Source organism: Spirochaetota bacterium (assembly GCA_034190085.1).
In the GTDB taxonomy this organism is placed as follows: Bacteria; Spirochaetota; UBA4802; order UBA4802; family JAFGDQ01; genus JAXHTS01.
The window spans coordinates 18,383-42,175 of the sequence record JAXHTS010000049.1; the positions used below are offsets into that span (position 1 = coordinate 18,383).

16 protein-coding genes, 1 tRNA gene and 1 pseudogene are annotated in these 23,793 nt (G+C 37.7%); 7 read left to right on the plus strand and 11 right to left on the minus strand.

Annotated features, from left to right (window positions below; translation table 11 throughout):
• Nucleotides 1-407: 407 nt before the first annotated feature.
• Nucleotides 408-1,400, minus strand: coding sequence for a sulfite exporter TauE/SafE family protein (locus tag SVZ03_08770; protein MDY6934298.1), 993 nt, complete (start codon nucleotides 1,398-1,400; stop codon nucleotides 408-410).
• Between the two features lie 495 nt (nucleotides 1,401-1,895).
• Between SVZ03_08770 and SVZ03_08775 the strand changes: the two genes are divergently transcribed.
• Nucleotides 1,896-5,624, plus strand: a complete 3,729-nt coding sequence (locus tag SVZ03_08775) for an Ig-like domain-containing protein (GenBank protein MDY6934299.1) — start codon at nucleotides 1,896-1,898, stop codon at nucleotides 5,622-5,624.
• 208 nt (nucleotides 5,625-5,832) lie between these two features.
• Here SVZ03_08775 and SVZ03_08780 read toward each other — a convergent pair whose 3' ends face one another.
• Nucleotides 5,833-6,684: a DnaJ domain-containing protein gene (locus SVZ03_08780; protein ID MDY6934300.1), complete on the minus strand. Its 852-nt coding sequence runs from the start codon at nucleotides 6,682-6,684 to the stop codon at nucleotides 5,833-5,835.
• Between the two features lie 88 nt (nucleotides 6,685-6,772).
• A complete protein-coding gene (locus tag SVZ03_08785; GenBank protein MDY6934301.1) occupies nucleotides 6,773-7,450 on the minus strand; it encodes a tetratricopeptide repeat protein in 678 nt (225 codons plus the stop codon).
• 583 nt (nucleotides 7,451-8,033) lie between these two features.
• Between SVZ03_08785 and SVZ03_08790 the strand changes: the two genes are divergently transcribed.
• Nucleotides 8,034-8,792 carry a Mut7-C RNAse domain-containing protein gene (locus SVZ03_08790; GenBank protein ID MDY6934302.1) on the plus strand — a complete coding sequence of 253 codons (759 nt, stop codon included), beginning with the start codon at nucleotides 8,034-8,036 and terminating at the stop codon, nucleotides 8,790-8,792.
• A gap of 350 nt (nucleotides 8,793-9,142) precedes the next feature.
• Nucleotides 9,143-10,954 (plus strand): aminodeoxychorismate synthase component I, encoded by a 1,812-nt coding sequence (gene pabB / locus SVZ03_08795; GenBank protein ID MDY6934303.1) that lies wholly within the window; start codon nucleotides 9,143-9,145, stop codon nucleotides 10,952-10,954.
• On the opposite strand, the gene SVZ03_08800 is transcribed toward pabB, so the two are convergent.
• The 3 genes from SVZ03_08800 to SVZ03_08810 form a co-directional block, all read right to left on the minus strand.
• On the minus strand, nucleotides 10,944-13,043 hold the full coding sequence (locus SVZ03_08800) for a methyl-accepting chemotaxis protein (GenBank protein MDY6934304.1): 2,100 nt from the start codon (nucleotides 13,041-13,043) through the stop codon (nucleotides 10,944-10,946). The genes pabB and SVZ03_08800 overlap by 11 nt on opposite strands.
• Before the next feature lie 205 nt (nucleotides 13,044-13,248).
• Nucleotides 13,249-13,611 (minus strand): cytochrome c3 family protein, encoded by a 363-nt coding sequence (locus SVZ03_08805; GenBank protein MDY6934305.1) that lies wholly within the window; start codon nucleotides 13,609-13,611, stop codon nucleotides 13,249-13,251.
• A 305-nt stretch (nucleotides 13,612-13,916) separates the two neighbouring features.
• Nucleotides 13,917-14,279, minus strand: a complete 363-nt coding sequence (locus tag SVZ03_08810) for a YkgJ family cysteine cluster protein (protein ID MDY6934306.1) — start codon at nucleotides 14,277-14,279, stop codon at nucleotides 13,917-13,919.
• Nucleotides 14,280-14,690: 411 nt separating this feature from the next.
• Here SVZ03_08810 and SVZ03_08815 point away from each other — a divergent pair, with 411 nt between their 5' ends.
• From SVZ03_08815 to SVZ03_08830, 4 genes are all read left to right on the plus strand, one after another.
• The gene (locus tag SVZ03_08815) at nucleotides 14,691-15,755 is read left to right on the plus strand and encodes a glutamine amidotransferase family protein (GenBank protein MDY6934307.1); all 1,065 of its coding nucleotides are present in this window, start codon (nucleotides 14,691-14,693) and stop codon (nucleotides 15,753-15,755) included.
• 8 nt (nucleotides 15,756-15,763) lie between these two features.
• Complete coding sequence (locus tag SVZ03_08820; GenBank protein MDY6934308.1) at nucleotides 15,764-17,278, plus strand: glutamate synthase-related protein; 1,515 nt, start codon at nucleotides 15,764-15,766, stop codon at nucleotides 17,276-17,278.
• Nucleotides 17,279-17,291: 13 nt separating this feature from the next.
• Nucleotides 17,292-19,460, plus strand: coding sequence for an FAD-dependent oxidoreductase (locus SVZ03_08825; GenBank protein MDY6934309.1), 2,169 nt, complete (start codon nucleotides 17,292-17,294; stop codon nucleotides 19,458-19,460).
• A gap of 355 nt (nucleotides 19,461-19,815) precedes the next feature.
• A tRNA-Thr gene (locus tag SVZ03_08830) sits at nucleotides 19,816-19,888 on the plus strand.
• 72 nt (nucleotides 19,889-19,960) lie between these two features.
• Here the strand turns inward: SVZ03_08830 and SVZ03_08835 are convergent.
• The 5 genes and pseudogenes from SVZ03_08835 to flgG form a co-directional block, all read right to left on the minus strand.
• Nucleotides 19,961-20,179: pseudogene (locus SVZ03_08835) on the minus strand (rod-binding protein).
• 280 nt (nucleotides 20,180-20,459) lie between these two features.
• Nucleotides 20,460-21,467, minus strand: coding sequence for a flagellar basal body P-ring protein FlgI (locus tag SVZ03_08840; GenBank protein MDY6934310.1), 1,008 nt, complete (start codon nucleotides 21,465-21,467; stop codon nucleotides 20,460-20,462).
• Between the two features lie 5 nt (nucleotides 21,468-21,472).
• Entirely contained in the window at nucleotides 21,473-22,114 is a 642-nt protein-coding gene (locus SVZ03_08845) for a flagellar basal body L-ring protein FlgH (GenBank protein ID MDY6934311.1), read from the minus strand.
• Nucleotides 22,111-22,644, minus strand: coding sequence for a flagella basal body P-ring formation protein FlgA (locus SVZ03_08850; GenBank protein MDY6934312.1), 534 nt, complete (start codon nucleotides 22,642-22,644; stop codon nucleotides 22,111-22,113). Before SVZ03_08850 ends, SVZ03_08845 begins: the two co-directional genes overlap by 4 nt.
• A 36-nt stretch (nucleotides 22,645-22,680) precedes the next feature.
• Nucleotides 22,681-23,475, minus strand: coding sequence for a flagellar basal-body rod protein FlgG (flgG, locus tag SVZ03_08855; protein MDY6934313.1), 795 nt, complete (start codon nucleotides 23,473-23,475; stop codon nucleotides 22,681-22,683).
• Nucleotides 23,476-23,793 lie beyond the last annotated feature (318 nt).

Sequence of the window (23,793 nt, forward strand, 5' to 3'; positions counted from 1 at the left end):
GCAAATGGAAATCAAACTTTTTTATATTATGGGAAAAATTCATGGATATGTTGTTTTTGTTAATAAAAAAAATGATCATGCTGTTATAAATAACGCAAAACTTAAGTTAACCTTTTACAGTAAAATATTCATATCCGGGAGGAAGACTTTATTCATTAGTATTACAAAGGAATATTTTAAAAAGTTATTTATAGAAAGAGGTGATAATATTATAGCATTTCCTATTAATAGCATCAATTATCGAAAAGTCCTAGCATACCGAAAATCATTTACGAAAGGTACTTCGATCCAAGTTAAGGCTGAGTGTTCCCAACTCAGGGCAAGTACACTTCTTTACATATATTAGCACATATCAAGATTTGCAACTATGACACAAAAGGGATTCAAGACAGGTTCATGAATTATATTTATAAGGTTGTTTCTTTATCATTATTCGTGGTAGTATTGAAGCCGTCCTTTTTATGGTAGAGGTTTTTGATTGATGATATCTTTTTGAAGATGAGTGAAATAGGTATTATTTTTCCAAAAACTGTATAGAAGAGTATTCCAAAAATAAATATTAATACTGTAAATAATAACAGCTCTTTTTGAGGTTTAATAATAATTAAGGCGAAAATAAATTGGACTAACAGAATTATATATAAGAATCGTGCAATAAACAAACGTTTTAATATGTTGATAACATAAGCTCCAATTGGCGCACCAATAACAACCACAGGAATGCATACTAACCAATAATTAAACTCCTCTATCCCAAAATCTCTGATTATAAGTAAATGAATTAGGAATCCCATAATGGAATTGGTCGCCATTATAATAACACTTGTAGGCGTGGCTATCTTTTCCGAGAGTCTGAAGCGCAGGGTGACATATGAGAAGGTAACAATATCAATACCACTACCGAGTATTGATGTTAATATACCTCCAAAGGTGCTGGTTAAGATTAAGTAATATTTTTCTTTGCGATCCAATTTCGGTAGGCTATTCACTACTTTGCTCTTTTTTATATGGTTTAGATAAAAAAGAACAAATGCGAAACTCAACCAAAAAGAGAAAAAAAGCATTTTCATATAAGAAGGGAAGACGTAGGGAGCAATTAGCAATGTCCCGATTATAATACCGCCAAATCCACCAGCGCTTCCAAGAATTAGATAATTTTTCTCAATTGGAATATTTCTCTTTAAGATAATATAGGAGGCGGTTGTCATGCCAATACTCTGAATTGCTAAACTGAAATTTCTGGCCACCTCAGGTGATATGTTATATATGAGTGTCATTACAGGAAAAGCGACTGCCCCGCCACCCTCTGAGCTTGCTCCAGCGATAAAAGAACCCAATATCATTGTTACTGACATAAACCAACCAGAATCGAATAAATGCCACTGGTCAGCGTAAAACATATATGATAACCATATAATTATAATAGTAATAATTAAACGCATGATAATTTATATTATATTACATTCTTTATGTAGTTGCAAGGTTTCTTTATTATTGCACTGTGCCAATTATTTTGATTCCAGTTGTATTGGCACAATGAGGAAATCTGGGAATTTATTAAAAATTTACTATATACCTTTACACAAACCAATTATACAAAAAAGTGCAGATAATATTGCTTTATCTATAAGAAATGTGTATCTTATAAGAAAGATATCGGTTACTCATATAGTAAGGTAAACTAATATTCTTTCTTCAAAAAATAATAGTTATTGTATTTTTTATTTGCAAAAAAATGATAAATATACAATCTCAGCTAAGTTGTATCATTTTACATACATATTTTTGATATTTCACTGATACATTCTATAAGACTAAAATGACCAATTTTATAATGTTTGATCATTTTGTAACAATCTTGTTAAGTGTATGGTAATAGATAAGGAGGCGCCATTATGAAAAGATATAGTAGAATAATTATAACCATTTCCATTGCTTGTTCATTCGCTTTGGTTCTCAGTTGCAGTGATGACAGCGGGAGCAGTCATCCTTACTTCCCTGGGGATGTCACAGCTCCAACATCAACAGTAAATCCACCTAGTGGAGCGACAATAAACAATATACAAAAAATTGTCCTAACCTTTAGTGAGTCTATGGATACAGGCACACTCGTGCTTGGCGGATCGATGCAATCTGAGAGTGATGGTGGATCATGGCTGAATGTGACTAACGAAAACGATACACTAACAATTAGCCCGGATACAAGCTGGTCAGAGGTTGTCGGGGCAACCCTGACCATAGACTGTGACGATTTGGGCGGTAACAGCATAGACACAATTAGCTTATCCTATGACGTGGATGCGACTGCGTCTACAATTACAATTGTATCGCCGGATAATGATTCAATTATTAGGACTAGCCAAAAGATAGTGATAACCTTTAGTGAAATTATGGATACAGGCACACTCGTGCTTGGCGGATCAATGGAATCTGAGGGTGATGGCGGTGTGTGGACTGACGCTGATTCCATCTTAACAATAAGTCCAAATCCCACATGGACGGATGGGAGCGGAAGAACGTTGACAATAGATTGTGATGATCTTGTAGGGAACAGCGTTGCTACAATTAGCTTAACCTATAACGTTGATGCGGCTGTGCCAACAGTTATAAGTGTATCCCCAACTAGCGACTTAATTATTCTCACCAGTCAGACGATAGTGATTACCTTCAGTGAGTCTATGGACACAGGCACGCTCGTGCTTGGTGGATCAATGGAATCTGAGGGTGATGGCGGATCATGGTCAAACGATACCTTCGATAATGATACGCTTACTATAAGCCCAGGAAGTGAATGGACTGTAGGAGAAGGTAGAACTCTAACAATAGTTTGTCGAGACCTTGTCGGCAACCAGCTTTCTACCCTTAGCTTAAGCTATCAAGTGCTGGATGTGGAGGGTATAATCTATGTTAGTGATGCTAATGGAGACGACGGTTATCCCGGCAGCATTGCTCAACCCAAGAAGACCATACAGGCTGGCATTGATGAGGCAGACGCTCTGTACAGCATTGCCGCGGTTATGGTTGCGAAAGGCACCTATAGCAAAGATTACTATAACGATGGAGCGCCCGTTGTTACTTTGATAGAGGGAGTGTCAATATATGGAGGTTATTCCAATGACTTTACTGAAAGGGATACTGATCTTCATAAGACAATTCTGGAGGATACAAGCGCTGCCGGCGGTATATCTAATATCCCCAATAGAGCTGTATATGGAGATGGGAGCATATCTAATGCCACGGTAGTTGACGGATTTACCATAAATGGCGGGGGGGGAAATCACTCATCTGCTGTATTCAATAATAATGGCGCTTCGCCTACAATTACAAACAATAGAATAAATGGTGGAGTGATTAATAACACATCTGCCATAATAAATAATAATGGCGCTTCTCCAATTATTACAAACAATATAATAGATGGCGGAAGCGGTAATTATAGTTTTGGTATTAGAAATTTTAACTCTTCCTCGCCAGTTATATATTACAATGCTTTGATCACTGGTGGAATTGGAAATACATCTCACGGTATAAACAATACTTCCTCGTCACCAGAGATCTTGAACAACACAATCGAAGGTGGTGACGGCGTTGGTGGATATTCCTACGGTATATATAATCAATCATCCTCTTCGCCTACTATTCGGAACAATATGATTGACGGAGGGAACGGAAGTGTCCTTGCTTTCGGCATACGAAATCTATCATCATCACCAACGATACAGAATAATACAATATATGGCGGAAACTCAACCAATTCATTCGGCATTGAAAATTCCTCCCTATCTTCCCCTGATATACAAAATAATACCATAGATGGAGGAGATGGAGGTACTTCTATTGGCATCAATATTGAATCTTTAGCATCAGATCATCCTTCACCAAGGATTGAGAATAACATCATCTTTACATCAGGGGGGTCAAATAGACGTGGTATTAATGAGCAGGATGCAGATGCAGATCCCGCAACCCTTCGTAACAATGACATCTTCGATTGCCCAACTGCGCTCTATTATGATGAACATACAACTGCTGTGAATGATCTTGATAGTACTATAGTCTCTACTGATGAGGGAAGTGGGACATTGGGCTCCTGGAGTAATGTCAGTGTTGATCCAGAATTTGCAGACAGGGCAGGGGGTGACCTGCATTTAACCGCATCATCACCTGTTTCTGTGACAGCGGGAGGTTTAGATCTGTCTGGAGAGTTCGTCACTGACAAGGATGGAAATAATAGGACTGCCCCCTGGTCAATCGGCGCATACGAGTATGGGGCAACCATATATGTAAGTCAAAGCCTTGGCAATGATGCTTATCCAGGAACCATGGCTCAACCGAAAAAGACGATACAGGCGGGAATTGATGAAGCGTACACTCTATACAGCATTGCCGCGGTTGTGGTTGCGGAAGGTACCTATAGCAAAGATTACAACGATGAAGGAACGCCCGTTGTAACTCTGCAGGAGGGGGTGTCAATATATGGAGGTTATTCCAATGACTTTACTGAAAGGGATATTGCTCTTTATGAGACTATCATTGAGGATACTAGCATAAGCGGCGGTCCAGAATATAACAATCCTAACAGAGCAGTATTTGGAGATGCAGGCATATCGAATGGTACTGTTGTTGATGGTTTTACCATAATCGGTGGTAGCGGAGATTACACATCAGCCATATTCAATGATGCTGGTTCTTCACCAACTATTCGAAATAATAATATAACAGGAGGCACTGGCAGCATCCGTTCTTATGGTATTTGCAATGATTATGGCAATTCCTCAACAGTGATTCAAAATAATATAATACATGGCGGTGAAGGTGGAGACATTTCTGAGGGTATTGCTAATTTCGGATCCACGTCGACAATCAATGACAATACAATTGATGGCGGAAACGGGAACGAATCCAGGGGAATATCCATGAATTTCTCTTCATTAATGTCAATTGAGCGCAACATAATAAAGGGAGGGGATGGATCCAACTACTCTAAAGGTGTTTCAATTAGTGACTCATCCTCTATTATCTTACGGAATAATGTCATTGAAGGCGGCAGTATTGGGAATAATTCATATGGTGTTGATATCGGTTACAATAGCACAGCGACTATGCAGAACAATACAATAAATGCAGGCAGCGGAAGCGCAATGGCATATGGCATCCGTATTGGTTCCAATACTACACCGACGATAGAGAATAACATAATCCTATCATCCGTAAGTTCAAACGGATATGGAATATTTGAAATTACCCCCGGCTCTGATCCAGCCTCCCTACGCAACAACAATATTTTCGATTGTCCAACAGCGCTGTATCATGATCATGATACAGCATTGAATATGAAAGGTGTAGATGGCGGGAACTTTACAGAGAACGAGAATGGCACTGGCACGGCACTTGCAACACCTACAGGAAGCGGAAATATTTCAGAGGATATTTCGGATTACTTAGATGCTGAATACAGGTTTGATGATATTATTGGCCCACTTCATCTATCAGACTTTGATTTTGATACTAACGGTCTTGATGGAGACGCCCTTGGATGGGGTTTTGGTGCAGACAGAGACGGAGCAAGCAGGACAGGCAATGGTGCTATTGGATGGTCAATCGGCGCATACGAATATGACTGATGCAGAATAAGGGTCTATAAAGCAGAAGCAACTAATTTCGCCATAGACTTGTTTTTTTAATCGATATTTAGTCAGCTATTCCACGTTTAAATCATTGTCATCCGGGTTTTTCCTGGTTATCTGAATATTTCTTATCGGTATCCCAGATGCCTGCTGAATACTCGTCAGCGATGGTTGTAAGTTTATTTCTTTACTGCAAATGCAGACTTCATTGAGAAAAAAATAAATCTATGTATTCTTTCAATGATGTCGCATATTCAAGTTTGATTTTCGTCTCCAAAGCCCAAGTTGAGGTGGGATATATTTTTAGTGTGTTTATAAAATAATATTCAGCTTCTGAAATCAACAGGGTTGCATAATCCCTTTTGAAGTAACCGCGATTATGTCTATCATAAAAAATTTCTTTGTGGGAGTAATGGAGAGCATCATCTCCATTTTTATACATCCTGTATGCTTCTACATCAATGATGTTATCATAGGAGTCCAGAATATTCAGACATTCTGAGGATTTATAGAAATTGAATATCATTCTGCCAAATATATCAAAGTGTTCAATAAATTCCTCATCATTAGTTTGCTTTGCGAGATTCATTAAAGTATGATAACATTTCCTTAGAGAGAAAGCGACATTATTAAACTGCGCCCTGTTAGATATCTGTTCCCGCTGAACCAGATTGTCAAGACCATATTGAAAATATCGATATAGAGCTTCTTTGGCCGATTCTCTTATTTTTACAAACTGCTCTGTCAATATCTCAAACTTGACATCATCTTCAATTTCAGGTTCTTCCTTTTGGGTCTCCTTGAAACCCTTCTCAGTCTCTTTGTCATCATAGTATTTATTCCCATTTACATTTGCGTCCCCAAATCGTTGGCTTAGAATTGTTGTATAGGCGATATTTAGGTCACACATGACTCTTGTCGCCCATTGAACCCTGTCTGGATTTTTATCAGGATGATACTTATGCGCAAGCCGTTTAAAGGCGCTAGTGATCTCTTCATTTGGTGCGCATTCAGGAAGCTCAAGGAGTTTATAACAATCGCATATTTCCATTGACATATATCAAATCTTTAGATGAGTAAATCCAAATGTGAAATAACTCTTATTAGCTTGTTGATAAGCTTATTCAATTGATGCATATAAAAGCCTATTTAATAATATCTTTTTCCAGTTTCTCAATGTTTTTTCTGGTAAGCTGGCTCTTCCTATCTTCATTCATCTCCTCATAAAGGATCAATGATCTCTTATACCATTCCAATGCTTTCGGGAAATCGCCTTTCATCCCATAAATATATGCAATGTTGCCATATTGATCTGCGATTCCCACTTTGTGCCCTATCTCTTCAATAATTGCCAGCGCTTCCTCATATATCTCTAAGGCTTCGTCATAGTCTCCCTTATCTCTAAGGGCAGATCCAATGTTGCCTAACTGATCCACTACATCCTTTGTATCTCCTTTTGATTTAAAGAAGTCCAGTGTAATTTGAAAACAATCAATAGCTTCATCAAGCCTTTTCTGTCGAGCATATATCAATCCCATGTTATTCATAACCATAGCATAGGCTTGTTTATTATCTAAATCCTTCAGTATCAAAAGTAGGGATTTATAATATTCGATTGCCTTATTGGAATTGTTTGTGATTAAATGTACGCTTGCAAGTCGTTCCAACATCACAGCCTGGTTTTGCTTGTCATTCAACGATGAATATATCTTGAGAGCCTCAGCAAAGGATTGAATAGCAAGATCGTGCTTGCCGTCATTCAGGTATGATTCACCTTTTTCGCTTAATAGCCTTGCCTTCCCTTCATCATTTTCATGAGTCAATTTAACACACCTCCACATTTTAATCTTGATAGAAAAATATTTTATTATTGATACTAAATATTATTTGTATTGAAATATATTATTATCATAATGATGTATAAATGACCAATTTAATCTCAGGAATTACTATGTTGGCATTTCGAGAGACATAAAGAATAATGTTTCAACTCCTCTTTATATTTTGAAGCAATGAGTAAGTGAGTCATGATTTTTTATTATGATACAATCTATCAATAGGTTTCATGAGAAAGAACTATCGAATTTAGATTATCAATAAATAAGACTCTTCATTTTTTGAAAATACATTAATTCAAGCTGTAAGATAACCATGGAAGGATTAGCTTATTAAAATGATTTGCATTTGTGCATAAATACTCAACTCTGTTGAGTTTTTAATATAATTACAGATGATTAAAAAATTGTCAATTAAAAGATTACTTTCAATATTCACTATCTGTGGGACTATTAGCCCTATCATGTTAGTTAAAAGTAAGAAAGTGTAGCAATATTGTTAGGAACATTGTTGTCATAATCTCACTTTCTGAAATTATAGCATAGATTTATGCTTAGGAGTGTGTATTACATGTATAGGGTTGTTATTAGATTTTACGAAGAGTTAAACGATCTCATCTCGAAGGAGAAGAGAAAATCTGATATTGAGTTTTCTTTTTCTGGAAGACGGTCGATCAAGGACTTAATAGAATCATTTGGGGTTCCTCATGTTGAGGTTGATCTTATACTCGTGAATCAGGCATCAGTCGATTTCTCATACATCGTGAGGGATGGGGATAGAATAAGCGTGTATCCTGTATTCGAGACATTCCCAATTGATGGTGTTACTCGCCTTCGTGCATCGCCCTTGAGGAATTTGAGATTTGTTTTTGACGTACACTTGAGAAAGCTGGCAAGAAGGATGAGGCTTTTAGGGTTTGATGTCTACTATGAGGATGGCATAGAAGACTCTGAGCTTGTGCGAATATCATACCAGGAAAAAAGAATTCTGCTTACAAGGGACAGACAGCTATTGATGCGAAGGAGTGTTTCAAGGGGGCTTTATATCCGAAATACAGATCCTAATAGACAGATGCTTGAGATCGTAAATCGTCTTCATCTTAGGAGTCTGTGCAAACCTTTTACGAGGTGTATTGAGTGTAATGGAGAGATAAGGGATTTATTGCTTGATGGAGATGATTTCAAGGAGAGGATGCATAGGATTCCTGAGGGTGTCCTTCTCTGGTGTATAGAATTTAGTCAATGCGCATCCTGTGATAGGATATATTGGAAGGGCAGTCATTATGAGAAACTAAGAGCAATCGTAGATAGTATAATAAACGCTGAGTAGGTCTATTTGAAGATGGATAAAAAATGTTTGTAAGTCTCGGATAAATATTGCGCCGCTCACTTATCGGGAGAAGACTATGGCATTTGTTTGGAAGTTAAGGAAATTGATCCCGCAATTTTTTTTTAGCTTGACCTTGTCCCTGATTTCCTTCGTTTATCATGATAAGTATATTAATTTTCAAATTATTTATCTCAAGAGCAAGGCAATATTCACACCAATGCTGATGAGAAGATCGCTCAATTCAGGTTGAAGGTTATAGATGATGGCTTATCCACAGAATTGATGTGACAGAAATATTGTGATAATATTATTATATATTTATTAGATATGATTCTACCTTAGGTTATTATATGGATGTTAGAAATAATTACTTTTTCTGGCTAGAAACAGACAAGATTGATGATGAAAACTACCGTTCCTTCTATTTTAATAATCCGGTAAAAATTATTAAACTCGTTAATGCTGAAAGGCTGGAAGAATTTTTTTCTGAACTTGAGACTTTGACCAAGAAATACTATGTGGTGGGGTTTTTTAGTTATGAACTGGGATATCTATTAGAAGAAGCGTTTAGCGATAGGGTTCAGTCCTCCTTCCCTTATGCGCTCTTTTGCGCATATGAAGAGCCTGCAATCTATGATCATAAAGAAGAAAGATTTATCTCTGGCAATTTTGAAGAACCACATATCAATCCTGAATACGAGATCGCAAATCTTCAATTAAGCATCTCTGAAAAAGAGTATATTGAGAATATTAGAACAATTAAAAATTATATTCGTAATGGAGACATATACCAAGCGAATTATACAATCAGGTATAATTTTGATTTTACTGGTTCCCCATACAGCTTGTACCTAGACCTTAAAAAGAAGCAGAGGGCTGCGTACAATGTGTTTAGCAGATTTGATGATTATTATCTTCTCTCAATCACTCCCGAATTATTTTTTCACAAGCTAGGGAACAAGATCATAGTCAAACCAATGAAGGGAACCTATACTAGGGGGCGTAATCTTTATGAGGATAGGGTAAACAGTCAATTTTTGCGCAATGATAAAAAAAATATGAGCGAAAATATTATGATTGTTGATTTGCTTAGAAATGATATTGGGAAGATATCCGAACATGGCTCTGTCAAGGTTAATAGATTATATGAGATTGAAAAATATAACACACTATTTCAGATGACCTCAACTATAGAAAGCATCCTTGAAAAGAATATTTCAATATATGAATTAATAAAGAGTATTTTCCCTTCCGGCTCAGTTACAGGAGCCCCGAAGATCAGGAGCATGGAAATAATTGATGAGTTAGAGGAGCGAGATAGGAAAATCTATACTGGTTCTATTGGTTTTTTTGAACCATCGGGTAATGCAATGTTTAATGTGGCAATAAGAACAATTCTGATTCATGAAGACAGGGGAGAGATGGGAATTGGCGGTGGGATTGTCTACGATTCAACGCCTGAAGATGAATTTATGGAGTGTAAATTAAAGTCTCAATTTTTGTTAAAAGATCCTGAAAAGGATTTTTCCATAATTGAGTCAATCCTATTCGACAAGAGATTCAGGCATCTTGATCTGCACCTGAATAGGATGAAGGATTCTGCAGAATATTTTGATTACAAGTTTAATGAAAAAGAATTTCTACTAGGTTTGAATGATATATCTGAAACTCTAACAGATGGCAGATATAAAGTGAGGATTCTTCTCGAAAAATCCGGAGGGATGCAGATCAATACATCAAGGGTAGATAATATTGAAAGGAATTATAAAATTTCTATCTCAGAATATCACACTGAGAGTAATAATATATTTTTCTTTCATAAAACCACTAACAGACACATCTATGAAAGGGAGCTAATAAAAGCAAGAGAAAGGGGTTGCTTTGATGTGATTTTTCTAAATGAAAAAGATGAAATAACCGAAGGATCTATTACAAACATATATATTAAAAGAGATGGAATTGTGTTCACTCCACCAATAGATTGTGGATTATTAAATGGAACAATACGTCAGCATATTCTTAAAAAGGATCGTATAAAAGAAAAGATAATCACTCTTAAGGAATTAATAAGCGCGGATGCTGTCTATATCTCCAACTCAATTATTGGATTTAAGAGAGCGATGCTATGCCATGATCATAATAGCAGGGCTATTAGGTCTTAAAAAAATTAACCTTAATCTTTAGGGTTTCGGCCATTTTGGACATCTCTTCAGAACTGCTAGCCATCTCTTCACTTCCTGAAGCGTTGGACTGAGTGAGTTCACTCATGTTTAAAATAGATTTAACTATCTCATTGACTGCGACCTTCTGCTCACTGGTCGAATTTTTTATCTCATCTGATCTGATTTTTACATCATCCATTTCCTTGTTTACTATCTCATTGGTCTTAAGCTGTTTCTGCATTGAATCAAATATCTTAATCATCATCTCGCCTATAAAATTAACCCCCTCAATTATCGACCTTATCCCCTTGACCGTATCGTTCACATTTGACATTCCCATACTTATTTCTCTCTCATTTACCTTAATCAAGGACTCGATATCCTTAATACTCCCATCAGTCTGATCAGCCAATTTAGATATCTCATCAGCTACCACAGCAAAACCTCGTCCAGCCTCGCCTGCCCTAGCAGCTTCAATAGCTGCATTGAGCGATAATAGATTTATCTGCTCTGAAATGTTGCTTATTATATTTACAATGTTGGTGATCTCTACCGAACTATCATTAATTTTTATCATGCTATTATTCATTTGATTTAGAGATTCCGACCCTGAGTTTACCTGTTTTAATATATCCTCTGACATCCCTGATGCCTCTTTTACTGTATCTCCCATTTCTTTTATCACCCTAGAAAACTCATTCATCCTTGAAATCAAAGAGGTTAGGCTAGTATACTGCTCTTCAGCAGCATCAGCCACATTGCTGACTACTGCTGAAACCTCTTCCACTGTGGCTGTTATATCCTCTGCAAAGGCGGCATGGTATTGAGCATTATCGGAAAACACCGAGGTTGTTTGAGATATCTGCTCTGTTGAGACAGCTAATTGGTCCGATACATCCTTCACATTCGTTATCACCTCTTTTATCTTTGAAATGAATTTGTTAAAGTTAAAGGCTACATTGCCCAATTCATCCCTTGACATGACCTCAACCTGTTGTGTTAGATCGCCCTCACCATCAGAAATATCTTTTATTCGGTTATTCAACAACTTTACCGGCTTTACAATTATAGTGGACAAATACAATGACAATAAAATTGCAACAATAGAAAACACAATCGAAATAAGAAGCAATAATCCCAACATCCTGTGAACTTGTGCAAATGCGGCATTCTTATCCGCTTCAATCAGAAATATCCACTCGAAATAGCTGTACCACTTCCATAAACCAATCACTTCAACACCGTGTTGATTGAAATACATCCCATATCCCGAGTGACTTGTGTCCAAGCATTTCTCAACACTATATACTAATTTGCCTGTTGCCGGATCAACAAGTCGATAATTTATAGTTCCATTATCCTCAATCATTTTGTGTTCATAATCCCTTGATGAGCATATAACATTCCCTCTCTTATTAACAAGATAAGCAGAACCCTTCTCGCCTAAATCAATCATGCTGATGGAATCATCTAATATGTCTAGATTTGTATAAGTGATCACATACCCCGTAATACTTCCCCTTTCATAAGGGAGCTCATATACAGGAAAACTTATCGGTTGACTTATCTTTTTTCTACCATCAGAATATTCAATATATGCATTCCCAATATGCACATCATCGGTATCTATTACTTCCTTAAATATCTTTTCCTTAGATATGCTACCTCTTTGACCATCTGTATAATAACAGATGTTTCCATTCTTATCTATGATTCCGATTTTAATATATACTTCCTGTTCATACTGTACTCTATCAATATATTTTTTAAGATCTCTTAACTCATCAAGGCTTAATTCTTCATCCCTATGCATTTGCTTAACTGAATCGATTACAATGAATGATTGAGCAATCTTTTCAATGTTTTCTACTCTCCTCTCCATCCAATGTTCAATGAATTCAAACTGCTTTATTGCAAGTTCCTCATAATTATGTATTATAGAATTAAGAATGGTTTTCCTTGTTGAAAAATAGGTTGTTGATAAAAATACAATTACAAGAGTTAGACATCCTCCAATTAAAGTAATTCTTATTTTACTAGACATCTTTAAATTTTTTAGAATAAATATTTTTTTTATCATTTCTTTCATAACAATCTCCAACCAGTAGACCAATCTTATATTATATATCTGTTAATACCTTTTTGGAGAAAACCTATAATCTTAATATTCTATTGATATTACCCTGTATATTCTAAATATAGTATTAATAACTCCTTTAGTGCTGCGATTCTTTGTTCGTTGTATAGAATTCCAATTTTCTGTGTTGTGATGAAAACAATAATTCATATTATATCTAATTATTTATATTATTAAATTTGACTCCCATCTTGTGGCACCTGCCACAGGCCTTTGGCCCAGATGTCCTTCTGTGGCAATCATGACACTGCTGATGAAAAGCTCCTTTAATATTTATAATATTACCCTTGTCTCTATGCAAATGACATTTGGAGCATTTTTGATTCTTCGCCTTATGATGACAATCAATACATTTCGCTTCATAATCCTCTGAATGGGCCTTATGATTAAATAATATTTGAGGTTTTCTATGCCCTGTTTTTGGTAGGATAATGTTATCATCCACTGAAAACAAGGGGGAGTGTGAAAACAAAGCAATAAAAAAGTATATTAAAATAATAATAAAAGTCCTGTTATTCATAAATCATACCCTGTTAGTTTTAATATCTCTGTCCTGAGGTCTATTTGGTTTAGGCTCACAAATATTATTATTTATTAAAAAATTATCTATTGTATTAAGTATTATAAGACTAAATATGTAATAGGTCAATGAAAATTGCATATTCACTATAGTAGTATAGGTAAGTGAGAGTAAAGGGATGACACAATTTTCTAATGTAGCGAGGATATGTATTATTATAATTGTATTAGGAAAATATAATTATGAGTTTTAATAAATAATTTCCTTGTTATTAGAGTTATGGAGGCAACTTGAAATTGTGAAGCCTAATCAGGATCATTATATCCGCATTTCTCATAGGGACTTAATGGTTCGTCTCTAACAAGATATTCTTCATCATCATAATAAGGAAAATCACGACACATTTTTGGCCTTATCTCATATATTGAACAGGCAGGAATTCCATTTTCAGTATGGGTAAAATGCTTGCAATAATAGTGATAGGGCAAATCCTCTGAAGGATTTTCATGCTTGAATGTCAGCATGGGATATATTAGGTATATTTCTGAGAACTTAGGATCAATTGAGGACATGTTTCTCCAGTTTTTATAGGCCCTCTGTAACAATTCAGGAGGCTCTGCTAATCTGACATCCTGGCAACAGTATCCTCTTCTCTTACATTCACCCATCGAATACCTCATCTAATACAATATAGTTGCTTTACATGTTGTCTTCCAACATCTGCTTGCATATCTTTAACACAATATGATATACTTAAAGCAAGTGAAAAGATGGATTTGGCTTTTACTATTCTCACTAAATAAAGGCTAAAAAAAGATTCAACCTTTGCAATCATTTTTTATATGATTGAATATTGATTTTCTCTGGATTAGTTTCGATATTAGATATCACAGTTCTATTCTCTAATATATTGATCAGAAGGAGTAAGTCATAGCTATACTACAGTATGATTTTAAAGAAATTTTACTTATATGTAACATAATAATGATATTTAGAATTGAACTAAAATATAATTTAAGAGATTTTGGACTTCTATCTTTAAAAAGCATCGCTAAGTGTGCAAGTTCAAGGAGTTTAATATGTGTGGAATCGTGGGCATAGTAAATACTGACAGGAAATTGATTGATGGATCTTATATTAGGGAGGCTATCAGAATCCAAAGGGATAGGGGTAATGGTCTTGGAGGTGGGTTTGCTGCCTATGGAATATATCCAAGAAACAGCGATGACTATGCATTTCATATAATGTACGAGGGTGGAAGGAATAGCCCGATTATTTCAGAGGTTGAAGATTATTTGCAGATGAGAACAGTATATCAATCTGAAGAGATTCCAGTATATCCTAATGAAAGAATCTCGAAGGGGCCATATTTTAAAAGATATTTTTTAAGCTCACTTGAAGGACAGATTGTTCCTGATCAGTCTGACGAGGATTTTATCATAGAAACAGTTATGAGCATAAACAAGAAGGAAGGAGCCTTTGTCGTTTCTTCAGGTAAAAACATGGGCGTTTTTAAGGGTGTGGGATTCCCTGAGGATATTGCAGATTATTTCAGAATTGAAGACTATACTGGATATATGTGGGTTGCTCATAACAGGTTCCCTACCAATACACCAGGATGGTGGGGAGGTTCTCATCCCTTTACCATATTGGATAAGGCTGTGGTTCATAATGGAGAGATTACAAGCTATGGTACTAATGTTCGCTACCTTGAGATGTATGGGTACTATTGTTTACTACAGACTGACACAGAAGTAATAAGCTATATCTATGATAAGCTTACAAGGCGGGATGGCCTTTCAAAAGAGGATGCATGTTTTGCAATGGCGCCGTCGCTTTGGGAAGAGATTGACAGGAATAATGATGAGAAGAAGAGGACACTGAGGCAGGCATACGGCCCTGCCATTGTTAACGGCCCCTTTGGAATTGTTTTAACGCATGAAGGAGGAGCAATTGTGCTTAATGATAGGAATAAGCTCAGACCTGTTGTTTGCGCCAGGACTGAAGATACATGGTATGCCTCATCAGAGGAATGCAGTATAAGATTATTATCATCTGAAGTTGATGAGATTTGGTCGCCAAAGGGAGGGGAACCAGTGATTATAGATATTTCCACTGATGATCAAGAGATGGGGGCGGCATAATGGGGAATATGAATAATAATTGGAAGATAATTCCTCCTTTCCATCCGGAGTTTGATCTTGAGAGATGTGACTATGAAAATGGATGTAGAATATGCGCTCATGAGTGTTCCTTTGGTGAGATATCACTAAAACCTGTTAAAGGGGATGATGGAGTGGTTAGATTGAGGCCTTGGGCGAATTTAAGCTCCTGTGGAGCATGTCAGAGATGTGTTAAGATGTGCCCTCATAATGCAATTTTTATTAGGAATCACCCTATGCACACAAGTCACGGCTATTGGACAATCGAGTATGTGAATAATCTCTGGAAGCAGTCCGGTTCAAAGGGTGGGGTTCTACTCGTGGGGAACGGCGCTACAGGACCTCAACGCAGATATTTCGATCACCTAATGTTTGATGCCTGTCAGGTTACAAATCCATCAATAGATCCCTTAAGAGAACCGATGGAGATTAGGACTTACCTTGGAAAAAAGCCGGAGTTTTATGGCGATGAGGTGGGGCCCTTGCTAAAGCTTGAGGTGCCAATAATGTTTGGTGCTATGAGCTTTGGAGCGCTTAATTTAAGGGTTCATGAAGCAGAGGCAAGGGCGTCTAAATCAGTCGGCACATATTGGAATACTGGTGAGGGTGGTTTTCACAAGGAATTGAGGATATATGGTAGAAACACAATCGTTCAGGTGGCATCCGGCAGATTTGGAGTAAGTGAGGATTATCTGAAATCCGCTGCGGCTGTGGAGATTAAGATTGGGCAGGGTGCAAAGCCTGGTATTGGGGGACATCTTCCGGGTGAGAAGGTGTCAGAACCAATATCCGAAACCAGAATGATCCCAGTAGGTAGCGACGCCCTCTCTCCTGCCCCGCATCACGATATATATTCAATTGAGGATTTAAGACAGCTAATCTATGCAATTAAAGAGGCGACAGAATATAGGGTTCCGGTTTCTGTTAAAATATCAGCAGTGCATAATGTTGCGCCTATTGCCAGCGGCATTGCAAGGGCTGGGGCTGACATTATTACAATTGATGGATTCAGGGGTGGAACTGGCGCCACCCCTTTGCAGATCAGGCAGAGCACAGGCATTCCCATTGAGCTTGCTGTGTCAGCCGCAGACGAGAGACTTAGAAAGGAGGGGATACGGCAGGGTGTAAGTATTGTTGCGGCCGGTGGAATCCAATGCTCATCGGATGTTTTAAAGTTAATCTGCTTGGGTGCTGATGCGGTTTACATCGGAACTGCTATGCTCTTAGCTTTGGGATGCGGTGTCTGTCAGAGATGCTTTAGCGGTAAATGCGCTTATGGGATTACAACGAACAAGCCAGGCCTTGCGGAGAGGATAAATGTATGTGAAGCCACTGAAGCTCTTGAAAATTTGCTGCATGCCTGGGAGGAGGAGATTAAGGAACTGATGGGATCTATGGGAATAAGCGCAATTGAGGCGTTGCGTGGGAACAGGGATCGGCTGAGGGGAGTAGCTTTGAATGATGAAGAGTTGAGAATCCTTGGTGTAAAACATGCAGGAGCTTAAGGAGTTATACCTGATGAAGGAAATAGATGCAAAGGGAATATATTATAGGATGCTGAACAGACAGATTAGGGAATCACTGTCACGAGGAGAGACAGAGATAATCCTAAAGAATGTGCTTGGCCAGAGATACATTGGCGGTGGCCTAAATGCAGATGCAAGGCTTTTTGTATATGGCACTCCTGGACAGGATATGGCGGCTTTTATGAATGGCCCTAAAATAGTAGTAGATGGAAATGCCCAAGACGGTATTGCAAACACCATGAATTCCGGCAAGATCATAGTGCATGGGAAGGCTGGGGAGATACCCGGACATTCCATGAGGGGGGGGAAGGTTTTCATTAAGGGAGACGTAGAGTATAGGGCTGGAATTCATATGAAGGAATATATGAATCAGATACCATGGCTTGTAGTCGGAGGAACGGCAAAGGATTATTGCGGCGAGTATATGGCTGGAGGCAGGATAGTCGTCTTAAATCTGAATAATAATCCAGGATCGCCTGTTGGTTATAGCGTTGGAACAGGTATGCATGGTGGAGCAATCTATGTTCGGGGAAATGTTGAAAAATATCAACTCGGTGTTGGAGCGATCTTTGCTGATGTAGAAAAATCTGATATTGAATTTTTAAAAGCAGTAACCGAGGAATTTTCAATGGATATTGAGATGGAAGTTAATAGTATCTCCTTTAATGATTTTATCAAGATTACGAGGAAGGGACATCGTCCATTCGGAAGTCTGTATACACCAGCAATGAATATCAAATCTCAGAATCCAAAACATTTAAATCTTACACCACCCTGCACCTATAACTGTCCCTCGAACATTCCTACACCAGTGTTTTTTAATTTGATAAAAGATGGCAATATCAAGGAAGCGCAGCTCTTGATGGATGAATTCACTCCCTTTAGAATGTCTGTATGCGGAGCGGTTTGCCCAGCCCTATGCATGGATTTCTGCAGCAGGGGAGATATCGATAATTCTGTGGAGATACAGACATTAGCACAGGAGTACTATCCTAACTTTAATCCTGAACTTCCTAAGGAAAAGCGGAAGGAGATTATCTCAATAATTGGCGCAGGCCCGGCGGGCTTATCAGCGGCGTGGCAACTCTCACGACGCGGTTATAATGTTAAGGTATATGATGCTGCGGATGATCTTGGCGGGAAGGTGAGAAAGGCTATTCCAAGGGAAAGACTATCAGATGACACTCTAGATAAGGATATAAACAGGATAAGAACACTGCCGATACAGTTTTATCTGAATAGTCGCATTGATAGAGATGAGTTTGAGGTGATTTACAGTAAGAGCGCTATGATGATTGTTGCGACAGGAGCCCATATCCCGAAAAGGATCAAATATCCAGGAAGTGAGAGGATAATCTCAGGTTTAACCTTTCTTGAGGATATCAACAACGGAAGGCCCATGGACCTAGATGGGAAAGATGTCGTGATTGTTGGGGCTGGCAATGTAGGGATGGATATTGCCTGTGAATCATGGAGGTTAGGCGCTAGAAGGGTAATAGCAATCGATATTCAAGAGCCACTTGCCTTTGGTAAAGAACTGGAGATGGCTGAGTCTCTGGGAACTGAAATTCTCTGGCCAAAAATGATTGAAAAGCTCGATGAGGGTAGGGTATATTTTACCGATAAAACTGAATTGAAGGCTGATGTTCTTTTTTTCAGCATAGGCGAGGTGCCTGACACATTTTTTCTGCCGGATTCTGTTATGTTGGATGAAAGAGGATATGTTGTAACATCAAAGAAATCATTCAAAAGCAGCGATGCAAAGATATATGTATGCGGTGATATCCGCAAACCTGGCTTAATAACAGATGCAGTTGGTTCAGGAAGGCTTGCAGCGATGGAAGCTCATGCCGCTATACATGGAGAGAGCTTTATATATCCGGAGATGAGTCTCGTTCCAAAGAGAAGGATTAATAAAGGCTATTTCGGACAGGAGATAGAGAATATTGATAAATGCCTAAGCTGCGGTACATGTATATTCTGTGATAAATGCATTGAGGTTTGTCCTCAGGATGCCCTCTCACGCAATGGTGAGATATTCACTGTAGATTCAGTCATCTGCACTGGATGTTACACCTGTGTGCATGTATGTCCCCGTGGAGCAATACAGTATGAGGATGTGGAAGAGTTTGCAGTGGATGATGTTGATATTGGATATTAAGAACCTGTCTCACAGGGATTGCTTCACGTCATACAACAATTCTGCAACTACTATAAAGTTGAATAGTAATTCATGATATTATCTTATCTTATAGAGAAATTTTGAGAAAGGCATATATTAAAAGGAAAGGCGAGGAGACACTCCTTCCCTAAACAGACATTATCCTGTTTATTGTCAGCTTTCATCAAGTATGCTGTTATCATAAATCGATCATCCGTTTATATCAACGCAACCATAATGCACCCTATGCAAATATTTAATCAAAGTAAATAAATTTTTTAATATTTTAATAAGCAAGTTCAGAAAATTATTGCAAAAATAATCAATAATATACAACATATAATACAAAATATATGCCTGCTTAGCTCAATCGGAAGAGCACTTCACTCGTAATGAAGAGGTTATCGGTTCGATTCCGATAGCAGGCTTATCAATAGGTTACAAATAAAGATATTTTTTGCTTTTATAATATGGTTATTGAGTGGGAAGAAGGCGGTCTGTTATTTCTTGCTCAATTCTTCATAGAGCATCTTTGCCAGGCCAAGATTGGTGTTTTTTGAAAGTACTAATGCATACTCATCATATAGCATATCCTCAAATATCTCTTCAGCGAATCCGCCGTTTATCAGTTCGCTCTTATGGATTGTGTTTCTCATCTCTTTCAGCATTCTAGCGACGAATATTGATTCCATCTGAACACAGACGTCCATGAGCCTCTTGTCTTCAGTTTTCTTTTTATTATTGTCAATATTGCCCGATTCCGGCTTATTGCTAATATGATTTTGTAGGATATTCTGGAAGCTGGTGTCCTCTTGGGAATACCCTTTTAGTTTAGTCGCGTCTGCTCTACTCTGCTTCAAGCGTTGGATATCATAAATTGATTTTATCTGCATCATATTCATACCATCCTGTAATCTAATTTCAGATCAAGTTCTACTAAATGATTCTCTTAATGAATCAGGAACATAGAAGACTCATCAAGGGTGAGCAAAAGGCCGGCTATCGAATTATCAGATCTGCATGAAGTGCTCCGGCATCCTTAAGGGCCTTTAGAATAGAAATGATCTCACTGGTGTTGACACCAATATAATTCAATGAATCCATTAGATCCTTCACTGTTGAGGATTCCTTTAATAGAGCTGAATTTCCCTTGGAATTCTCTCCCTCTACATTTACTGTAAGACCATCCTTGCTGACCACAACCTCTGAGATCTTCACATCTTCCCCCATTACGATTGTTCCATCCTTTTCATTCACCACCACCCTCGCTCGTGCAATTGGTGTTATCTCAATATTCTCAACAGTAGAAACCAACTCAACAATATTAACATCCCTTGGCAGATTGATCCTTATCCTGCCTCCTTTGGTTGTTGCTGGTTTAGATTCTGGGTATTTTTTACTCACCGATTTTATAATTCTATCAGCTACGGTAAAGTCCCACTCCTTTAAGACTAAAGAGATGCTGTTATCAGTTATTATCTCAGGCTCGATCTCTCTCTCAACAACACCCCCATTTATGATTTGCGCTACTGTACGTATGCCCTTCCCCCTCTTTTTCGCGTCAATAATAGACAATGCACCTTGCGCAACAACATAGATAATATCATCAGCGCCCTTTAATGGAGATTGAATAAGTATGCCACCTTCGAGAGATTTGGCGTCACCTATTGATGATACAGTAATATCTATTCTATCACCGACCCTTATAAAAGGGGGGAGTTTGGCAGTGATCAATACTGCCGCAACATTCTTGGATGTAAAATTTTCTCCTTCCTCAAGCCCTAAGTTGTTAAGTATATTTTTCAATGACGATCTGATTAAAGTTGATTTTGAGTCGCCCGTTCCCTGAAGGCCAACTACTAATCCAAATCCGAAAACCTGATTAGCTCTCAATCCATCTATAAATGCTATATCCCTAATCTTCACACTTATTTCTGAATACGCTAGGGTGGATAAGAAGACGGTTGTGATTAAACATAGAGATATAGCATTGATTTTTACCTTCATGATTTTTACCTACTTAACTCGTTTAACATCCTTTCAAGGTAATCCACAATAATCTTCTGCTTCTCTCCCTCAGTTAGGCCTATATCTGCGCTCTCTCCCTCCTCAGGCCCCGGTCTTTCTACTTTTATGCCCGCTCCTGTAGTATAGCTACTAATATTAAGTTGAAAATTTGCAATACTCCTTGATTTTACGCTTCTGCCAATCACAAAGGCCGGATCAATTACGCCCGATATTCCGAATCTATTGGTTATTCCTCTAAAAGAATATTCCCTAATGCCTGCTATCTGATATTTCCCATCCTCAAGTCTTCCTGTAATTCTTGAGGCTATGGGTATTCTCATGTTGCTCATGCCTGAAAATTTTGTATTATCATTTCTCTCAATTTTTTTATCAGAGGATACCTTTGGAAGAAATCCAGTAATATTTTCATCTGGAAGAGAGGTGATGCTAAAGGAATTTTGATTGTTTAAAGCAACAGTGAATGTCAATTTTGATATATCATCTATTTCAACTACTATAATATCGCCTATCCTCAGATCATCAGCTGAGGAGTATATATTTTTATCTCTCCAAAGGCTCTTCGAGATTAGCGATGTGGATAAGAATAGGGATGCTCCAATAATAGCTATCAACTTATATAATTTCATTGAGTAACCTCAACCAGCCTTCCCTTTGTTAACCTTCCTCTAACAACCTTTGAGCCCTTGAGTTTAACTTTTATCTCATCACCTATCTTGCCATCATTTACTGCCATTCCTGACGATCCAATAGTGATCCCATTCCCTTTTACAATAAGATTTACTCTATCGCCCTTCGTTACAATATAATCTCTCCATTCCCTTTCATATTTTTTTTGCTTATCACTATCGTCATCTTTGGTTAATATTCTTACAGCATTTCCAAAGATAATAATATCTTCCTTTATATTTCTATTCAGCAAATTTCTCAACTCCATCCTGTCGAGATAGCCATCCATATATAGTTCTCTAAATATCTCTATATCTTCTATTTTCTTATGGATCGTTGAATTATAATCGATCATTCCCACATCTTTGAGGGTAATATCTATTCCATCGATCTCAACTATTGGAAATAGAAATATTTTAATCTCAGCAAATACTATTCCCTGAATTAACAAAAGGAAAAGCAATACTCTATAAAATGTCTTTATAAGCATTGACCTTCCATATTCTTCATTGTTGCTACAATAAAATTATCTCTTCAGTCCTATTGCTGTTGCAAGCATGGAATCGGATGTCTGAATAGCCTTAGAATTTACTTCATAAGCCCTTTGAGCAACAATCATATTCACCATCTCCTCAACAACCTTAACATTTGACATCTCGAGAAATCCCTGATGAGTCTTTGCCATCCCATTCATCCCTGGTTGTCCTGGTATTTCCTCTCCTGAGGCAGGAGTGGTTTTATATAGATTATCACCAATGCTCCTCAAACCCGCTGGATTCACAAACCTGCATAGGTCCAAAAGCCCAACCTCAATGGGGTCCTCTTCACCAACCACCTTGACCGTTACTCTGCCATCCTGACTGATGGAGAGGCTATTCATAATAAAGCTATCAGGCAATACAATGGGCGGCTCTAATAGATAACCATTGGATGTGACAATCTGACGATTTGAATCAATCTTGAAAGAACCATCCCTTGTATATGCAAAGCTGCCATCATATAGCTGTATCTTAAAAAAACCCTCACCCTCAAGCGCTATATCCAATTTGTTCTCCGTTGATTGAAGGCTGCCCTGAGAGAACATCTTTTGGGTTGCCGCTGTCTTTACACCATGTCCAACCTGTATGCCTGTGGGAACCTCTGTGACCTCTGTCGCTGGAGTGCCTGCCATTAGAAGCGTCTGATAAATTAGATCCTCAAATTCTGCCCTCATTTTTTTAAATCCGGTGGTGTTCACATTGGAAAGATTGTTTGATATTGTATCTATGTTGAATTGTTGGCCCACCATTCCAGAAGCTGCAGTCCACAATGATCTCATCATATCTCATACCCCTCTAATATAAAAATGATAGCCCTAATATATTACTGAATGGATGTTCAGGGCTTTGTATTATCGATAATTAAATGACTAAAGTATAAGTCCACGCATTCATTTATAGTAAATTTATGTTAATTCAGTTTAAGTACTTTCATGATTAGGATAATTTTGAGAGAAATTCGTTTTCATTTAATTAAAAATAATGGCTTCTTTATTATCCACTTTCAAGTTAATAATCGGGAATTATCAACTGAGGCTTGAATAAAAACCTTTTGGCGCCTATTGAAATGTATGGGCGCACTTTAATTTTTAGGGCAAATA

Excerpts from the sequence above, each read along its gene's own strand:
- SVZ03_08845 (MDY6934311.1), bottom strand. The coding sequence starts at position 22,114 with ATGAAATTATATAAGTTGATAGCTATTATTGGAGCATCCCTATTCTTA.
- SVZ03_08800 (MDY6934304.1), bottom strand. The coding sequence starts at position 13,043 with ATGAAAGAAATGATAAAAAAAATATTTATTCTAAAAAATTTAAAGATG.
- SVZ03_08825 (MDY6934309.1), top strand. The coding sequence starts at position 17,292 with ATGAAGGAAATAGATGCAAAGGGAATATATTATAGGATGCTGAACAGA.
- SVZ03_08770 (MDY6934298.1), bottom strand. The coding sequence starts at position 1,400 with ATGTTTTACGCTGACCAGTGGCATTTATTCGATTCTGGTTGGTTTATG.
- SVZ03_08790 (MDY6934302.1), top strand. The coding sequence starts at position 8,034 with ATGTATAGGGTTGTTATTAGATTTTACGAAGAGTTAAACGATCTCATC.
- SVZ03_08775 (MDY6934299.1), top strand. The coding sequence starts at position 1,896 with ATGAAAAGATATAGTAGAATAATTATAACCATTTCCATTGCTTGTTCA.
- pabB (MDY6934303.1), top strand. The coding sequence starts at position 9,143 with ATGGATGTTAGAAATAATTACTTTTTCTGGCTAGAAACAGACAAGATT.
- flgG (MDY6934313.1), bottom strand. The coding sequence starts at position 23,475 with ATGATGAGATCATTGTGGACTGCAGCTTCTGGAATGGTGGGCCAACAA.
- SVZ03_08815 (MDY6934307.1), top strand. The coding sequence starts at position 14,691 with ATGTGTGGAATCGTGGGCATAGTAAATACTGACAGGAAATTGATTGAT.
- SVZ03_08810 (MDY6934306.1), bottom strand. The coding sequence starts at position 14,279 with ATGGGTGAATGTAAGAGAAGAGGATACTGTTGCCAGGATGTCAGATTA.
- SVZ03_08850 (MDY6934312.1), bottom strand. The coding sequence starts at position 22,644 with ATGCTTATAAAGACATTTTATAGAGTATTGCTTTTCCTTTTGTTAATT.
- SVZ03_08805 (MDY6934305.1), bottom strand. The coding sequence starts at position 13,611 with ATGAATAACAGGACTTTTATTATTATTTTAATATACTTTTTTATTGCT.
- SVZ03_08780 (MDY6934300.1), bottom strand. The coding sequence starts at position 6,684 with ATGTCAATGGAAATATGCGATTGTTATAAACTCCTTGAGCTTCCTGAA.
- SVZ03_08840 (MDY6934310.1), bottom strand. The coding sequence starts at position 21,467 with ATGAAGGTAAAAATCAATGCTATATCTCTATGTTTAATCACAACCGTC.
- SVZ03_08820 (MDY6934308.1), top strand. The coding sequence starts at position 15,764 with ATGAATAATAATTGGAAGATAATTCCTCCTTTCCATCCGGAGTTTGAT.